The organism is Pseudomyxococcus flavus (genome assembly GCF_050038885.1).
GTDB classification, from domain to species: Bacteria; Myxococcota; Myxococcia; order Myxococcales; family Myxococcaceae; genus Myxococcus; species Myxococcus flavus.
In genome coordinates this window covers 4661792-4676545 of sequence record NZ_CP143624.1, presented here as the reverse complement: position 1 = coordinate 4676545, position 14754 = coordinate 4661792, and the positions used below count along the sequence as shown (strand labels likewise).

Here is a 14754-nt window from a genome sequence, read left to right as displayed (position 1 = left end):
CCGCTCACGTCGATGCCGGGCTCGCCGGAGCGGGCCTTCCGGCCCTCCGTGCCCGGATGAACTCGAGAATGTGCCTCAGCTCGCCCAGGAGTGGCAGCGTTCCCGGGAGCCGCTCGCGCACGGACACCAGGCCGATGAACACCCCCGCGCCCACCAGCGCCTGGACCCCCGCGCCCTCCGGCACCAGGCGCTGCGCGGCCACACACGCGCCCAGCAGCACCAGCCCCAGGGTGACGAAGGGCTCCACCACCTGCCGCGCCAGCCCCCGCATCGCCGGGTTGAGCCGCTCCACCAGCCAGGCCGTCACCCACACCTCGCCCAGCCCCACCAGCACGCCCGCGGGCCCGATTCCCACGAGGCCGAAGCGCTGAATCGCCCACGTGCCCAGCCCCCACTTCGCCACGCCCACGCCAATGACGACCGCCAGCCGCTCCCAGGGCCTGCCGCCCGCGTTCTGCGCCGTGGCGAGCAGCCCCACCAGCGTCGTGAGGATGCACTCCATGCTGAACCACTGCACCAGCACCACGGCGGGCAGCCAGCGCGCGCCGAAGAAGAGGGGCACCGCCACCGGCACCGCGAGGACGGCCAGGGGAATGGCGAGCAGCAGCACCGCGGACAGCCGGCGCAGCGAGGTGCGCAGGTACTCGGCGAAGCCCAGCGGGTCGTCCTGGAGGCGGCAGTAGGCGGGGAACGCCACGCGGTTGAGCACCACGCTCAGCATCATCGGCGTGGAGGCCAGCGCCCAGGCCCAGTTGACCAGGCCCACCGCCTCCTTGCCCAGCACGTGCCCCACCACCAGCGGCACCCATCCCGCCACCAGCGCCGCCACCAGCGGCGGGAGCTGGAACGCCAGCCCGAAGCCCAGGAGCCGCTTGAGCACGTCCACCCGGAAGCGGCCCCGGGGGCGCCAGGGCGACGCCCACGCGATGCACGCCAGCCCCACCCCGCCGCGCACCAGCCCGCCCAGCGCCAGCGCCCACGCGCCAAGGCCGAGCGCCGCCAGGGAGATGGTGGTGATGACCTGCGCCACGTTCTCGACCAGCTCGGCCCGGGCGATGACGGGGAAGGCCAGCTGGCGCTCCAGCGCCATCAACGGAATCACGCGCAGCGAGGACAGGAACAGCCCCAGCGCCAGCGCCCACACCATGGGCACCGCGCCGTCTCCCAGCGCGTAGCCGCGTGTGAGGTGGGGGGCCAGCAGGCAGACCGTGGCCACCACCACGGCGGTGAGCGCCTGATGGCACCAGAAGATGGTGAACGTCTCGTCTCGCGTCGGCTCGTGCGGCTGGCGCACCAGCGCCGCGCTCAGGCCCAGGTCCCCCAGGAACACGCCCAGCGAGGCCGCGTAGGACACGATGCCGAACAGACCGTAGTCGGACGGGAAGAGCAGCCGGGACAGGAACAGCGCGCTCACCACGCGCAGGCCCTGGGACGCCACCGTGCGGAGCGCCAGGACGAACATGCCCTTCAGGGCACGCGCCTTGACTTCGACGGCGGTGGCTTCGGGAGCGGCGGTCGCGTTCATGGTCCTGGGCGGCCCGCTCCGGGCGTCATGGGGGCCAGCGCGCGGGCACGCGCGGGAGCGGAAATGCTAGCGACAGCGCTCCGGGCCCACAAGCAACGCGAGTAGCCCGCACGGGAGGATGCTGCGCTCGCCTGCCTGGACGCCGCGCCGGAGTTGCCCTGCCCGAATCCCCGGGGCTACGGTCCGGCCGCATGCTTTCCGGCGGAAGAGTCCTCCAGTTCCTGAAGCGCGAAGTCCTCGTGGGCGAGCACGAGGTGTTCCACCGCACGCTGAAGGAGGCGCTGGTCGGCACGTGTGACAGCGTGCTGGACATCGGCTGTGGCTCGCGTTCGCCGCTGCACAGCTTCTCCCACCTGCTGCCGCACACCGTGGGGGTGGACGGTCACCCCACCAGCATCGAGCGCAGCCGGGCCGCGGGCATCCACCGCGAATACCATTGCATGGATCTGCTGGAGGTGGGCCAGCGCTTCGGCCCCAAGAGCTTCGACGCCGTCGTCGCGCTGGACGTCATCGAGCACTTCGAGAAGCAGGACGGCTTCCGGCTGCTGGAGATGATGGAGTCGCTGGCCCGCAAGCGCGTCATCGTCTTCACGCCCAACGGCTTCCTCCCTCAGGACGAGTGGGACAGCAACATCCACCAGGTGCACCGCTCCGGCTGGGAGGTCTACGACTTCGAGCTGCGCGGCTACCACGTCACCGGCATGAGCGGCTGGAAGCCCCTGCGCGGCGACTACGCGATTCCGCGCATCCGTCCCCACCGTCTGGGCAGCCGCCTGTCCATCCTCACCGAGCCCTTCGCGACGCGCTTTCCCCGTCACGCCTTCCAGCTCCTCGCCATCCGCGACATGGGAGCGTCCTGAGCCCGCGCGGAAGAAAGGTGTCGTGGCGACATGCCTCCCTTATCCACCGCTCCCGCGTGGCACATCCTCACGGGTGAGTACCCGCCCCGCCTGGGTGGCGTCGGCGACCACACGCGGCAGGTGAGCCGCGCGCTCGCCCGCGCCGGGCAGGAGGTCCACGTCTGGACGCCCGGTGAAAGGGACGTGCGCGAGGAAGATGGCGTCACCGTCCACCACGTGCCGGGCCTCCTGACGCCCGCGGGGCTGCCCGCGCTGTCGCGAGGTCTGGATGCGTGCCCGGGCCCCCGGAGGTTGCTGCTCCAGTACGTGCCCCACGCCCTGGGCCTGAAGGCGATGAACGTCCCCTTCTGTGCCTGGTTCGCCACGCGCCGGCGCGACGCGCGCTGGGTGTACATCCACGAGGCGGTGCACCCGTGGAGCCCCCGCGCCCCCTTGCGCCACCACCTCCTCGCCGGCACCACGCGGCTGATGGTGCGCCTGGTGGCGAGCGCCGCGGACCGCGTCTTCCTCTCCATCCCACGCTGGGCCGAACACCTGCCGGCGAGCGTGCGCCCGCGGACGCGATGGCTTCCGGTGCCCAGCAACCTGCCCGTCGAGGTCGACCCCGACGCCGTGGCGGCGCTGCGCACCCGGCTCGGCACCGGCCCCCGGCTGGGGCACTTCGGCACCTACGGACACCTCACCGCCGCGCCGCTGGAGGCCGCGCTCGTTCCCCTGCTCCAGGGCGATGCGTCGCGACACGCCCTGCTGCTGGGACGTGGCAGCCGCGCGTTCCTCGCGGGACTGGAGGCACGGCACCCCGCGCTTCGGGGCCGGCTGGAGGCCCGGGACTCCCTGCCCCTGGAGGACCTGGCGGTGCACCTGGCGACCTGTGACGTCCTCCTGCAACCGTATCCGGATGGGGTGAGCACGCGACGCACCACCGTCATGGCGGGGCTGGCGCTGGGCGTCCCGGTGGCCACCAACAGCGGGCACCTCACCGAGCCGCTCTGGCGAGAGCTCGACGCGGTCTCCCTGGCGGAGGGCACGGCCCCCGCGGCCCTGGCGGAGCGCGTGGAGTCGCTGCTGTCGCTCGCGGGCACACGGCGGGAGCTGGGCCAGCGCGCCGCCCGCGTCTACCGAGAGCGCTTCTCGCTCGAGCACACCGTCGAGGCGCTGCTGCATCCCGGCCCCGCATGAGGACACATGGCGCGACATCGCGCGGCACGCTCCGGCTGGCGCTGCTGATGGACCCGCGCGAGGAGGGCTGGCCCAGCATGGACCTGGCGGGCGACGCCCTCCTGGAAGGGCTGGCCGCGCATGCCTCCCGGGTCCACGTGGCGGCCATCCGCCCGACCATGCCCGCCGTGCTGCGGCGGCTTCCAATCATGGGCGCGCACCACGCGGCCTTCAACGCAGACCGTCTCATCACCCGCTTCGGGCTCTACCCGGGCCGGGCCCTGCTCGAGCGCGGCCTGCACCACGTCTTCCACATCGTGGACCATACCTATGCGCAGCTCATCCATGCGCTGCCCGCGGCGCGCACCGGCGTCTACTGTCATGACCTGGATGCCTTCCGCTCCGTGCTGGAGCCCCACCGTGAGCCGCGCCCGGCATGGTTCCGCGCCATGGCTCGCGCCCAGCTCACGGGGCTGGAGCGCGCGGCCGTCGTGTTCCACAGCACCCAGGCGGTGAAGGCGGAGCTGCTGGCACACGGCGTGGTGCCCGAGTCCCGGCTCGTCTGGGCCCCCCTGGGCGTGTCCCCCGAGTACCGCCCAGAGCCAGGGCCAGAGCATGCCGATATGAGCGATGCCGTGCTCGCGCCCCTGGGTGGCCGGCCCTATCTCTTGCACGTCGGCAGCGCGATTCCGCGCAAGCGCCTGGACGTGCTCTTCGCCGTCTTCGCCGCGCTGCGAGCCCGCCACCCGGCGCTGCGGCTGGTGCAGCTGGGCGGCGTGCTGACGACAGGACTGCGCGCGCAGGTGGAGTCCTTGGGTATCGGCGATGCGCTGCTCCAGCCTCCACGCCAGGAGCGGTCCACGCTGGCGGGCCTGTACCGGCGCGCGGCGGCCGTACTGGTGACGAGCGAGGCGGAAGGTTTCGGTCTCCCTGTCATCGAGGCGCTCGCCTGTGGCGCGCCCGTGGTGGCCAGTGCTCTCCCCGTGCTTCGAGAGGTGGGAGCCGACGCGTGCACCTACTGCCCCGTGGGCGATGTCCCGGTGTGGGTGGAGGCGCTGACCTCCTTGTTGGATGGGCACGGCGAGCGCCCCTCCCGCGAGCAGCGGCTGGCCCGTGCCGCTCGCTTCTCGTGGGCGTCACACACGAATACGGTGCTGGAGGCCTACCTCCGATTGCTGGACGAACGCACGACGTGAGCCGCATCGTCCCGGCGCGGGGAGCACGGCGCTTTGCCCATATCGGGAGAACACCTGGCTCGAGCCCCGCGAGCCCGGCGTGGGCACGCGACGTCCTGGCCACCCAGGTGAGCGCCTCGTCCGCTGCCAACCATCAGCGGGCGGCATGCCTTGACCCGGCACGACGTGTTTGATTCGGTCCGCTCGCCGTGCGCATCCTCTTCCTCAATCCAGTGGGAATCCTGGGCGGCGCCGAGCGTGCGCTGCTGGATTTGATGGCGTGTTTGAAGCAGCAGGACGCCACGCTGTCGCTCCACCTGCTGGCGGGGACCGCGGGCCCATTGCTCGATGAGGCGCGCGCGCTGGGCGTGGATGCGCGGCTGCTCCCTCTTCCGGAGCACTTATCCTCGCTGGGCGACAGCGCCCTGCGTGGGCGAGGTCCCCTGGAAGCACTGCGCTTCGCCCGCCGCCTCGCACCCGCGCCCGGGCTCCTCGCGGACCATGGGCGCGCGCTACGCCGCGATGTGGCCGGGCTGGCCCCGGACCTGGTGCACTCGAACGGAATCAAGACGCACCTGCTCAGCGCGGCCACCGCGGGCCTTCCGGTGAAGCGGGTGTGGCACATCCACGACTTCCTGGGCGAGCGGCCCCTGGTGCGCCGCGCCCTGCGCGCCCTGTCTCCGCTCGCGTCCGCGGCCATCGCCAACTCCCGGGCCGTCGGGGACGACGCGAGAGAGGTGCTGTTCCGCGTCCCCGTGCATGTCGTCTACAACGGCGTGGACACCAAGCACTTCTCGCCAGGCCCCTCCGAAGGAACGCGGCTGGACCGGCTCGCAGAGCTGCCCGTCGCCCCCGAAGGCACGCTCCGCGTGGGGCTGGTGGCCACCTACGCCCGCTGGAAGGGGCAGGACGTCTTCATCGAGGCAGCGGCGTCACTGGCGCGGCTGCACCCCACCCTGCCCGTGCGCTTCTTCCTCGTGGGGGCACCGCTTTACCGGACGCCCGGCTCGCAGTTCTCGGAGGGTGAGCTGCGCAAGCTCATCGCCGCCCGGGGGCTGTCGGGCCGCGTGGGGCTGGTGCCCTTCCAGTCGCATCCCGCCGCCGTGTACCGGGCCTTGGACGTCTTCGTCCATGCCAGCACGCGCAGGGAGCCGTTTGGCCTCACCATCGCGGAGGCGCTCGCCTGCGGACGGCCCGCCATCGTCTCGCGTGCGAGCGGCGCGGCGGAGGCGCTGACCGACGGCGTGGACGCCCTCATGACACAGCCAGGAGACGTTCACGCGCTGGTCGACGCGCTGCGCACGCTATTGGAAGACGCGGCGCTTCGTGAACGGCTGGGCACCGCCGCGCGGCGCACAGCGGCATCGCGGTTCTCGCGCGAACGGTACGCGCGCGAACTGCTGGCCCTGTACCGCTCGCTCGTGCCCGGCGGCTGACGCGCCCGCGCTTGAAGTAGAGTCCACGAGGCCATGCCCCGTCCCGTCTGTCCCCTTCTCCTGGCGGCTCGCCGCGCTCCGCGCCCTGTCGCGGGCCATGGAGCCCTGCTCCCTTGAAGCGCGCGCGCCGACTCATCACCATCTCCCACTCGTATGTCGTCGGGCTCAACCGGCGCCTCGCCAATGAGCTGGCGCGCGAGGGCGCGGGCACCTGGGACGTCACGGCCGTCGCCCCCCGCTTCTTCCACGGCGACCTGAGCCCCCTCACCCTGAAGCTCGAGCCGGACGAGCCAGCACGGACCGAGAGCGTGCGCGCCCTCTTCAGCCGCTCGCTCCACGGCTTCGTCTACGCACCGGCGTTGCGGGGCCACCTGGCGCGGGGCGCGGACCTGGTGCATGCCTGGGAGGAACCCTACGTCATGGCCGGCCTGGAGGTGGCGCTGCTCACGCCCCGCGGCGTGCCGCTCGTCTTCTGCAGCGCGCAGAACCTCCCCAAGCGCTACCCGCCGCCCTTCGCCCAGATGGAGCGCCTCGTCGTCCAGCGAGCCTCCGGCTGGGTGGCGTGGGGGGAGACCGTGCGGGACAACCTCGTCGCCCGCCCGGGCTACGCGGAGCGGCCCGCACGCACCATCCCCATGGGCGTTGACGTGGAGTCGTTCCGCCCGGACCGGGCTGCCGGTGCGTCGCTGCGCCGCGAGCTCGGGTGGCAGGATGCGGGTCCACCCGTGGTGGGATACCTGGGGCGCTTCGTGCCAGAGAAGGGCATTGGCCTGCTGATGGCGGCGCTGGACCAGCTCGGCACGCCCTGGCGCGCGCTCTTCGTGGGCGGTGGCCCCCAGGAGTCCACGCTGCGTGGTTGGGCCTCCCGGCACGGGGACCGGGTGCGCCTCCTCACCGGCGTCCCGCACGCGGGCGTGCCTCGCGTGCTCAACGCCATGGACGTGCTGTGCGCGCCGAGCCAGACGACGCCTCGATGGAAGGAGCAGTTCGGCCGAATGTTGGCGGAGGGCTTCGCGTGTGGCGTGCCCGTGCTCGGCAGCGACTCCGGCGAGGTGCCGCACACCATAGGAGGCGCAGGGCTGGTGCTGCCGGAATCCTCGGTGTCCGCCTGGGCGGACGCGCTCGCGACCCTGCTGGAGAGCCCCGAACGGCGGCGGGAGCTGGCCGCGCACGGGCGCGAGCGCGCCGTCACGCGGTTCGCCTGGCCCGTGGTGGCCCGGGCCCACCTGGACTTCTTCGACGAAGTGCTGGCCGGGAGACGCCTGGACGGAGACCTCAACCCTCCCGCTCCATGATGTCCACGATGGCGGACGCCATCCCCTCCCAGCGCTGCGCCCGCAACGACGCTGACAGCGCGGCTACCCGCGGCGCCCATGCCGCCTCGTGCTCGCGCCAGACTTGCAGGCGCCGCACCAGCCCGTCCACGTCGTCCGGGTCATCGAGCAGCAGCCCGTCCAGTTCGGCTGGATAGCGCTCCGCGACGCCGGCCGAGCGGCTCACCAGCGCTGGCAGCCCCGCGCACAGGGCTTCGTGGACGCCCAGCCCGTAGGCCTCGTACCGCGTGGGCGCCACCAGCAGATCCGCCGCCGACATCAGCAGCGGCACGTCCTTGCGGAAGCCGAGGAACTGGATGTGCTCCCCGAGCCCTCTCGCCGTCGCCTCACGCGCCCACGCCTCGCGCTGCGTCCCCACGCCCACCACCTTGAGGTCCATTCCCCAGTCACCGCGCGCGCACAGCCGGGCCCATGCCTGGAAGAGCGTGTCGAAGCCCTTGCGCCTGTCCCCGAGCGCCCCCACGAAGAGCGCCACGCGCCGCGCCTCGGGCCAGCCCAGCGCCTCCCGGGCCTTGCGTCGCGCCTCGGCGGACGCCGGCCGGAAGCGCTCCGCGTCGCAACCGTAATAGACGACGTGGACCCGGGACGCGGGCACACCGGTGGCCGCCACCAGGTCCTCACGCGTGCGCGCCGAGTTGGCGATGATGACTCGCGCGCGCCGCAACGCCTGGCGCTCGCCTCGAAGGTAGACGCGGTGGCTCACCCGGCCCTTGAGCCGGCGCAGGGCGTCGCCCGCCGGCTGGGACACATAGGCCCCATGAACGTAGTGGACCCAGTTGGCCCCGGACACCGGACAGTTGCCGCCATTGGCCAGCACCCGGCCGCCCTCGGCGCGGGTGCGCAGCGCCCACGCGCGGCCCACGGCATCCAGAAGTGGCTCGCCCAGGAGGTAGGCGTTGCCCGGCTTGGGCACGCGCACGAAGCGCACGTTGGGGTAGCCGAGCAGCACGTCCGCCACCCGATGCGCCACCAGACGCACGGGGCCTCCCTGCATCGCCAGCCAGTGCGCCAGCGCCAGGTTGGCCCGGTCCATGCCACCCGTGTCCACGAAGTCACCGGCGATGAGCGTGTAGGGTCTTCGCATGGGACAAGGCGCTGAAGAGCGCCGCGTTGAGCAGCCAGAACTCCATCCCCGTCTGGCTCATGAAGAAGGGGTAGCTGAAGGTGAACGCCAGCGCGCCCAGGTTGTAGGCGAAGAGGACGCCCCCCCAAAGCCAGAACTCGTCCTCCGGACCGGCTCGGATGCGGGCGACCTGGAAGGCCCACCACAGCGAGGCCAGAATGCCCATGGGATACAGGAACAGCACCAGGATGCCCCCGTCGTAGACCCAGGCGGTCCACTGGATCTCCGCCCAGAGCGACGGGCGCTCCACGTCACGGGGGTCGCCGAAATAGGCATTCACCATGCCGTAGCGGCCCAGGCCCGCGCCCAGCGGATACTCGGGCAGGACCCTGTCAAAGGTGCCCGTCAGGAAGTAGCCCCGGTTGCGGTGGTACACCTCCTCGGGACTTGCCGCGAAGAGGGCCGACCACCGCGCCAGCACCGCGTCTCCCCCCACCGCCACGGCCCAGCCAAAGGTCGCCACGCCGGCGGTCCCTACCACCGCCAGCATTGCCACGAGCCGCCCCAGCCGCCCGCTCAGCACGAGCACGCCCGCCAGCGCCACCAGGCACACCGCCAGCATGACCGCGGTGGCGCGCACCTGGGAGAGGTAGAGGCTGAAGAGCCCTACCAGGATGCCGCCCATGCTCAGCACGCGAAACAGCCTCCGCCGGGACGACAGGAGGAAGCCGGCCCCCAGCAGCACGGCGTAGAAGCCCCCCGTGGCCGCGCCGCCCGGTGTGTCCGTCAGGCCCATGGGCCGGAACACCCGCACACCGTCCGTCGTCTCGAACTGGAGGCTGCTCACGTAGCCCTGGCCGTGGCTCGCCACCGCCGACGAAAGCGCCGGCTCGAAGCGCCCTGGGAAGTAGACCTGGAGCACGCCCACGCCCGCGCTTGCCGCGTTGAAGAGGAAGAGCAGCGCGAGCGTGCGGTGGAACGTCCGAGGGTCAATGGACAGCCGCGTCACCCAGAGCAGCGGCGCGGCGATGGCCAGTTGGATGCCCAATTGCGCCACCGACGCCAGCGGCGTGCCAGTGCCCGGGTTGAAGAACTGGAGCGCGGTGACTCCCAGCGCCCCCAGGACAAACGGCAGTGCCGGGTGTTTCAGGCTCCGGCCCCGCACCAGCACGAGCAGGAGCAGGCTGATGCCAAAGGCGAGGACGCGCACCACCACCCGCAGCGGCGCGATGGCCTCCACCAGCAGCGCGAGCTGCAAGAGCAGCAGCAGGCCCACGAAGAGCGGCACCAGCCTGCCGGATGCCAGGAGGTTGCTCCCGGCACCCATGCCTCGAGCCGGGACGGCCACGCCTGCGGGCCCTACCTCCAGCGGCGAGCCAGGCGCGCGGCGGACGTATCGGCGCCGCAGCACCCCAGGCCCCTGGAGCTGGGGCCGCTCCGCGCGAGGCGGCGGTGGCCCCCTCATGCGCGCGCCCGCTCGCCGGTGAGCGCGCGCAGCGCCTCCTCCAGGCCGCGAAGGTAAGCACGGGAATCACTCAGCGCCGCCGCGCGCACCGGCCCTCCCTGGCCCAGCCTGCTCCGCAGTGCCGGGTCCTCGATAAGGCGCCGCAGGGCCGCGGCCAGCGCCCCGGGCTCCGGCGGGACGAGCATGCCGCAGGAGGCGTCCACGATTTCCAGCGGCCCCCCCATCGCCGTGGTTACCACAGGCAAGCCAGCCTGGAGGGCCTCCACGAAGGCGATGCCGAAGGGCTCCGGGCCCAGGTTGGGCTGGCAGTGGATGTCCGCGGCTCGCAGCAGGCACGGCACGTCGGAGCGCTGCCCGAGGAAGTGCACCCGCTCGGTCAGGCCAAGGCTGTGAACCTGCGCCCGCAGCCCCTCGAGGTAGGCCTCCTCTTCCGGCCGCTGCGCCCCGCCCGCCACCCACGCCCGCCAGCCCGCCACTTCACGCAGCCGACCGAGTGCTTCCAGCAGCAGTCGCTGCCCCTTCCACGCCTCCATGCGGCTGGTCTGGACGATGACGACGTCCTGCTCGTGCGCCCCCAGCCCCGCGCGAAGCCGGGCGCGCATCTCGTCCCGCGCGCCTTCCGGCGCCGGTGCGAGGACGGGAGAATACGCCAGCGTCCAGGGCGCGTGGGGATAGACGCGGGCCAGCGTGCCCGCGGAGTAGCGGCTGTTGGTGATGACCAGGTCCGGCTCCGTGGCACGCGCCCACCGCTCCAGCCAGTGCCGCCCGTTCAGCGCGTCGTGTTGGTAGAAGACGAGCGGCACACCCAGGGCGCGCACCACCGGACCGAACAGCGCCTGCGACCAGATGGCGTGGCAGATGACCGCGCCGTAGCCCCCGCCGCGCAGCAGCGCCCTCAGCGCGCTCCGAGCGCGCCACACGGACCCGGGCCGGCCCACCCGCGTGGCGCCCAGCGAATGCAGCTCCGCCCCGGCCTCGCGCAACTCCCGCGCCAACCGGCCCTCGAAGCAGAGCGCGAACTCGTGCTGGACTCCGGCGTGAAGCCCCTGCGTCCGCGCAACGGTGTGGAGGAAGGCCTCGATACCGCCGTAGAGGTTGCCGCTGTAGACATGCAGCACGCGCATCGGGTGGCTCATGCGGTCTCCGCCAATGCCTTCGGGAGGAGCGTGGACGCCACCGCGGGCGCGGGCCGGCCGAGCGCCTCCGCGTACAGCACCAGGCTGCGCCAGGCCATGACGTCATGCCGGAACTCGGCCACCGCGCGCTCCCGGGCCGCGCGCCCCAGCCGCCGCGCCAGGTCCGGCTCGTCCAGCAGCCGCCGCGCCGCGGCCGCCAGGGCGGGCGCATCTCCGACGGGCACCGTCAGGCCGGTCTGCTCGTGCAGGCTCACCCAGGCGACGCCCGAGTGGGGAATCGCCGTGTTCAGCACGGGCCGTCCGCTGGCCATGGCCTCCACCTGCGACAGGCCATAGGCCTCGCTGCGCGCGTTGCCGCAGAACCAGAGCGCGGTGGCCGCCCGGAGCGCGCCCACCAGCGCGTCCGGAGGCAGGTAGCCCGCCCACGTCACCCGCCCCTCCACGCCCAGCGAACGCGCCCGGCGTCGGGCCTCGGCCTCCAGCGGCCCCTCCCCCACCACCACCAGCCGGCCTGGCACCCGGGCCAGGGCCTCCAGCGCGGTGAACAGCCCCTTGTAGTAGACGAGCCGCCCCACCATGAGCCACAGCGGGCCCCCCGCGGCCTCCGCCCGCCAGCGCGCCTCCGCGTCGCACGCGGCGGCGGAGGGGTGGAGGTAGGGCGCCAGGTCCAGCCCCAGCGGCAGCGCCCGCACCTTGCCGCGGAAGGCACGCAGCAGCGGCGAGCCCGGCACATAGGCCTCGCTGGTGGCCAGCACCCGCCGGGCGCGCGCGTAGAGCAGCGCCTCGAACGGCTTGAAGAGCGCGCCGGCCACCTTCTGCCGGATGACGTCGCTGTGGTGGGTGATGAAGAGGGGCGGCAGCCGGCGCACCACGTCCAGCGCCAGCACCAGCGTCGGGTTGGGGGTGTGCAGGTGCAGCACGTCCACGCCCCGGTCCAGCGCGCGCGATAGCATGCGAGGCAGGTCCGGCAGCACGTCCATGCGCGCCACCGACGCCAGCCGGCCCAGGCGCGTCACCCGCACCGGGCCGTCCCATTCCTCACGCGTGGGGCTGCGGCCGTGGAACTCGTGGCTGGTGCCCTGGCCCTCCGCGGCGTGGTTGGCGCACAGCACCTCCACCTGCGCGCCCAGCGCCGCCTGCGCGCGCGCCAGCGTCCGCACGTGGGCCTCCATGCCGCCCGACGCGGGGGGATAGAACTTGCCCAGGTGCAGCACCCGCAGGCCCGCCCCCGCAAGCGGCAGGCTCACGATTGGGCCACCCCGTCCTTGGGCTCCTCTCCGTACTGGCCATAGCCCTGGTAGGCCAGGTACGAGTCGCCATACCGCGGCGCCGAGAGGTCCACGTCATTGAGGATGGCGCCATACATCCGCGCCTGCACGTCCGCCAGCGAGCGCAGCGCGCGCCGCGCCGACTCGCGGTTCGTCTTGGCCGCCTTCAGCACCAGCACCACGCCGTCACACTTGGTGGCCAGCACCGCCGCGTCCGCCACCGCGTTGATGGGCGGGCTGTCCAGGATGACGCGGTCGAAGCGCTCGGAGGCGGCCTTGAGCAGGTCCGTGAAGGCCTGGGTGTGCAGCAGCTCCGCCGGGTTGGGCGGCAGCGGGCCACACGGCAGCACGAAGAGGCCGGGCACCTCGGTGCTCTTCACCGCCGCCTCGAGCGTGCCCTCCCCCACCACCAGCGAGGAGATGCCCAGCTCGTTGGGCACCCCGAAGGCGCGGTGCAGGCGCGGCCGGCGCATGTCCGTGTCCAGCAGCAACACCCGGTTGCCGCTCTGGGCCATGGCCACGCCCAGGCTGACGCAGGTGGTGGACTTGCCCTCCTGCGGGCCGCTGGACGTCACCACCAGCGTCTTGAAGGGGTTGTCCGGCGACATGAACAGCAGGTTGGTGCGGATGGCGCGGCAGCACTCCGCCGCCGTCGACTTGGGCTCGCGGTGGACGTGCAAATCCCTGTCGCGTGGCGCCTTGCTCCCGTCGAGCCGCGGCATGAGGCCCAGGAAGGCCAGCCCCAGCCGCTCCTCCACGTCCGCCTGCGTGGCCACGCTGTTCTCCAGCAGCTCCAGCAGCAGCACCACGCCCAGGCCGGCCAGGAGCCCCATCACCAGGCCCACCGCCAGGTTGCGGCGCACGTGCGGCTTCACCGGCACCAGGTTGGGCCGCGCCGGGTCCAGCACGCGCACGTTGCTGGTGCGCAGCATGCCCGACAGCTCGATGTCCTTCAGCCGCTTGGCCACCAGCTCGTAGAGGCGCTGGTTGTTGTCCGAGTCGCGCTTGAGCCGGTCGAACTCGATGGCCTTCTTGTTCACCAGGAAGGCCTCCGCCTTCTCCGCCTCCAGCAGGCGCACCAGGTTCTTCTCCTGCGCCACCGCCTCCGCCAGCGCCGTCTCCGCGCCGCGCACGACGTTGGCCAGGCTCTTGAGGAAGTCCTCGCGCACCACCGCCAGCTTGCGGTGGCACTCCAGGAGCTTCGGGTGCTCGGGCAGGTAGCGCTCCTCCAGCTCCGCGCACGACATGCGCAGCTCGGTGTAGCTGCGCCGCAGGTCCTGGATGGGGCCCTCGCTGGCGCCCGACAAGGCCTCCGCCCACGTCTCGTCCTCCGGAGACGCCTTGCGCAGCCGGTGGATGGCCTCCACGCGCGCCTGCTGGGCGGCAATCTGGATGCGCACCTCGGTCAGCTTCAGGTTGAAGCTGTTGATGCGCTCGCTGACGATGCTCATCCGCGACTCGAGCGACGTGGACAGCATGTCCGCGTCCTTCTTGAAGTCGTAGACGGCCAGCTCGCTGGAGCGCGACTGGGCCTCCAGCTCGGCCAGCCGGCCCTCCAGCCAGTCGCGCGCGTCCTCCGTCGTCCGCAGCTTGAGGGCCAGGTTCTCCGCCATGTACGCGGCGGCCACCTCGTTGGCCAGCAGCGCCGCGCGCTGGGCGTCGAAGTCATCCACCGCGATGTTCATCACCCGCGAGTCCTTCGCGGGAATCACCCGGATGCGCGACTGGAGCAGCGCCACCGCGTCCATGCCCTGCATCGCCTGCAGGCGCGCCTTCTCGTCCGCCACGTTCGCCACGCCCAGGAAGCCCGCGTCCGTGGACAGGCCCAGCTTGTCCACCACCCGCCCCGCCACCGCGCGCGAGGTGATGATTTGACTCTGCGTGGCGTAGTACTCCTTGTTGAACCAGTAGTTGCTTCGCTCCTCGCCCATGACCTCCTTCACTTCCCCATCCAGGAAGCGAGGCGCCGTCACGTCGATGATGAGCGAGGCGCTGGAGGAGTACACCTTCGGTTGGCGCAGCGTGTGGGCGGCCATGAGCGCCACCACCACCAGCGACACCCCCAGGACGACCCATTTGCGGCGCCACACCGCGCGCAGGTGCTGCATGAGGCCCGCGGGCGTCAGGCCACCACTGGCCGGGTCGAAACCGGTTCCATCCACGTGACGTCTCCCTGCCGTTCCCGGTGCGGCGCCTCAGGCCTGGCGGCCACCGGCCGACCTTCACCCACACCATTGGGAAGCGCGACGAGCGTGCCGCGTCCCATCGGGGTTGTCCATCGTTCCGCGGTCGCCTGGATGCCCTCCATCCACGCTCAGGGGACGCGCCACGCGC

Annotated in this window: 11 protein-coding genes; 5 read left to right on the top strand and 6 right to left on the bottom strand. The window is 72.4% G+C overall.

Annotated features, from left to right (window positions below):
* Window positions 1-4: 4 nt before the first annotated feature.
* On the bottom strand, window positions 5-1525 hold the full coding sequence (locus tag VZL07_RS19560; RefSeq protein WP_426757125.1) for an oligosaccharide flippase family protein: 1521 nt from the start codon (window positions 1523-1525) through the stop codon (window positions 5-7).
* 191 nt (window positions 1526-1716) lie between these two features.
* Here VZL07_RS19560 and VZL07_RS19555 point away from each other — a divergent pair, with 191 nt between their 5' ends.
* The 5 genes from VZL07_RS19555 (at window position 1717) to VZL07_RS19535 (ending at window position 7449) form a co-directional block, all read left to right on the top strand.
* A complete protein-coding gene (locus VZL07_RS19555) occupies window positions 1717-2385 on the top strand; it encodes a class I SAM-dependent methyltransferase (protein WP_426757123.1) in 669 nt (222 codons plus the stop codon).
* Between the two features lie 30 nt (window positions 2386-2415).
* A complete protein-coding gene (locus VZL07_RS19550; RefSeq protein WP_426757121.1) occupies window positions 2416-3564 on the top strand; it encodes a glycosyltransferase in 1149 nt (382 codons plus the stop codon).
* Entirely contained in the window at window positions 3561-4739 is a 1179-nt protein-coding gene (locus VZL07_RS19545; RefSeq protein ID WP_426757120.1) for a glycosyltransferase family 4 protein, read from the top strand. Before VZL07_RS19550 ends, VZL07_RS19545 begins: the two co-directional genes overlap by 4 nt.
* 188 nt (window positions 4740-4927) lie before the next feature.
* Complete coding sequence (locus VZL07_RS19540) at window positions 4928-6154, top strand: glycosyltransferase family 4 protein (protein ID WP_426757118.1); 1227 nt, start codon at window positions 4928-4930, stop codon at window positions 6152-6154.
* A gap of 113 nt (window positions 6155-6267) precedes the next feature.
* On the top strand, window positions 6268-7449 hold the full coding sequence (locus VZL07_RS19535; RefSeq protein ID WP_426757117.1) for a glycosyltransferase family 4 protein: 1182 nt from the start codon (window positions 6268-6270) through the stop codon (window positions 7447-7449).
* Here the strand turns inward: VZL07_RS19535 and VZL07_RS19530 are convergent.
* The 5 genes from VZL07_RS19530 to VZL07_RS19510 are packed head-to-tail and all read right to left on the bottom strand — an operon-like array spanning window position 7430 to window position 14582.
* Window positions 7430-8572 carry a glycosyltransferase family 4 protein gene (locus VZL07_RS19530; protein WP_426757116.1) on the bottom strand — a complete coding sequence of 381 codons (1143 nt, stop codon included), beginning with the start codon at window positions 8570-8572 and terminating at the stop codon, window positions 7430-7432. The genes VZL07_RS19535 and VZL07_RS19530 overlap by 20 nt on opposite strands.
* A complete protein-coding gene (locus tag VZL07_RS19525; RefSeq protein ID WP_426757115.1) occupies window positions 8541-10016 on the bottom strand; it encodes an O-antigen ligase family protein in 1476 nt (491 codons plus the stop codon). The genes VZL07_RS19530 and VZL07_RS19525 overlap by 32 nt, the downstream gene beginning before the upstream one ends.
* On the bottom strand, window positions 10013-11152 hold the full coding sequence (locus VZL07_RS19520) for a glycosyltransferase (protein WP_426757114.1): 1140 nt from the start codon (window positions 11150-11152) through the stop codon (window positions 10013-10015). The genes VZL07_RS19525 and VZL07_RS19520 overlap by 4 nt, the downstream gene beginning before the upstream one ends.
* Window positions 11149-12399 (bottom strand): glycosyltransferase, encoded by a 1251-nt coding sequence (locus VZL07_RS19515; RefSeq protein WP_426757112.1) that lies wholly within the window; start codon window positions 12397-12399, stop codon window positions 11149-11151. Before VZL07_RS19515 ends, VZL07_RS19520 begins: the two co-directional genes overlap by 4 nt.
* Window positions 12396-14582, bottom strand: a complete 2187-nt coding sequence (locus VZL07_RS19510) for a GumC family protein (RefSeq protein ID WP_426757110.1) — start codon at window positions 14580-14582, stop codon at window positions 12396-12398. Before VZL07_RS19510 ends, VZL07_RS19515 begins: the two co-directional genes overlap by 4 nt.
* Window positions 14583-14754 lie beyond the last annotated feature (172 nt).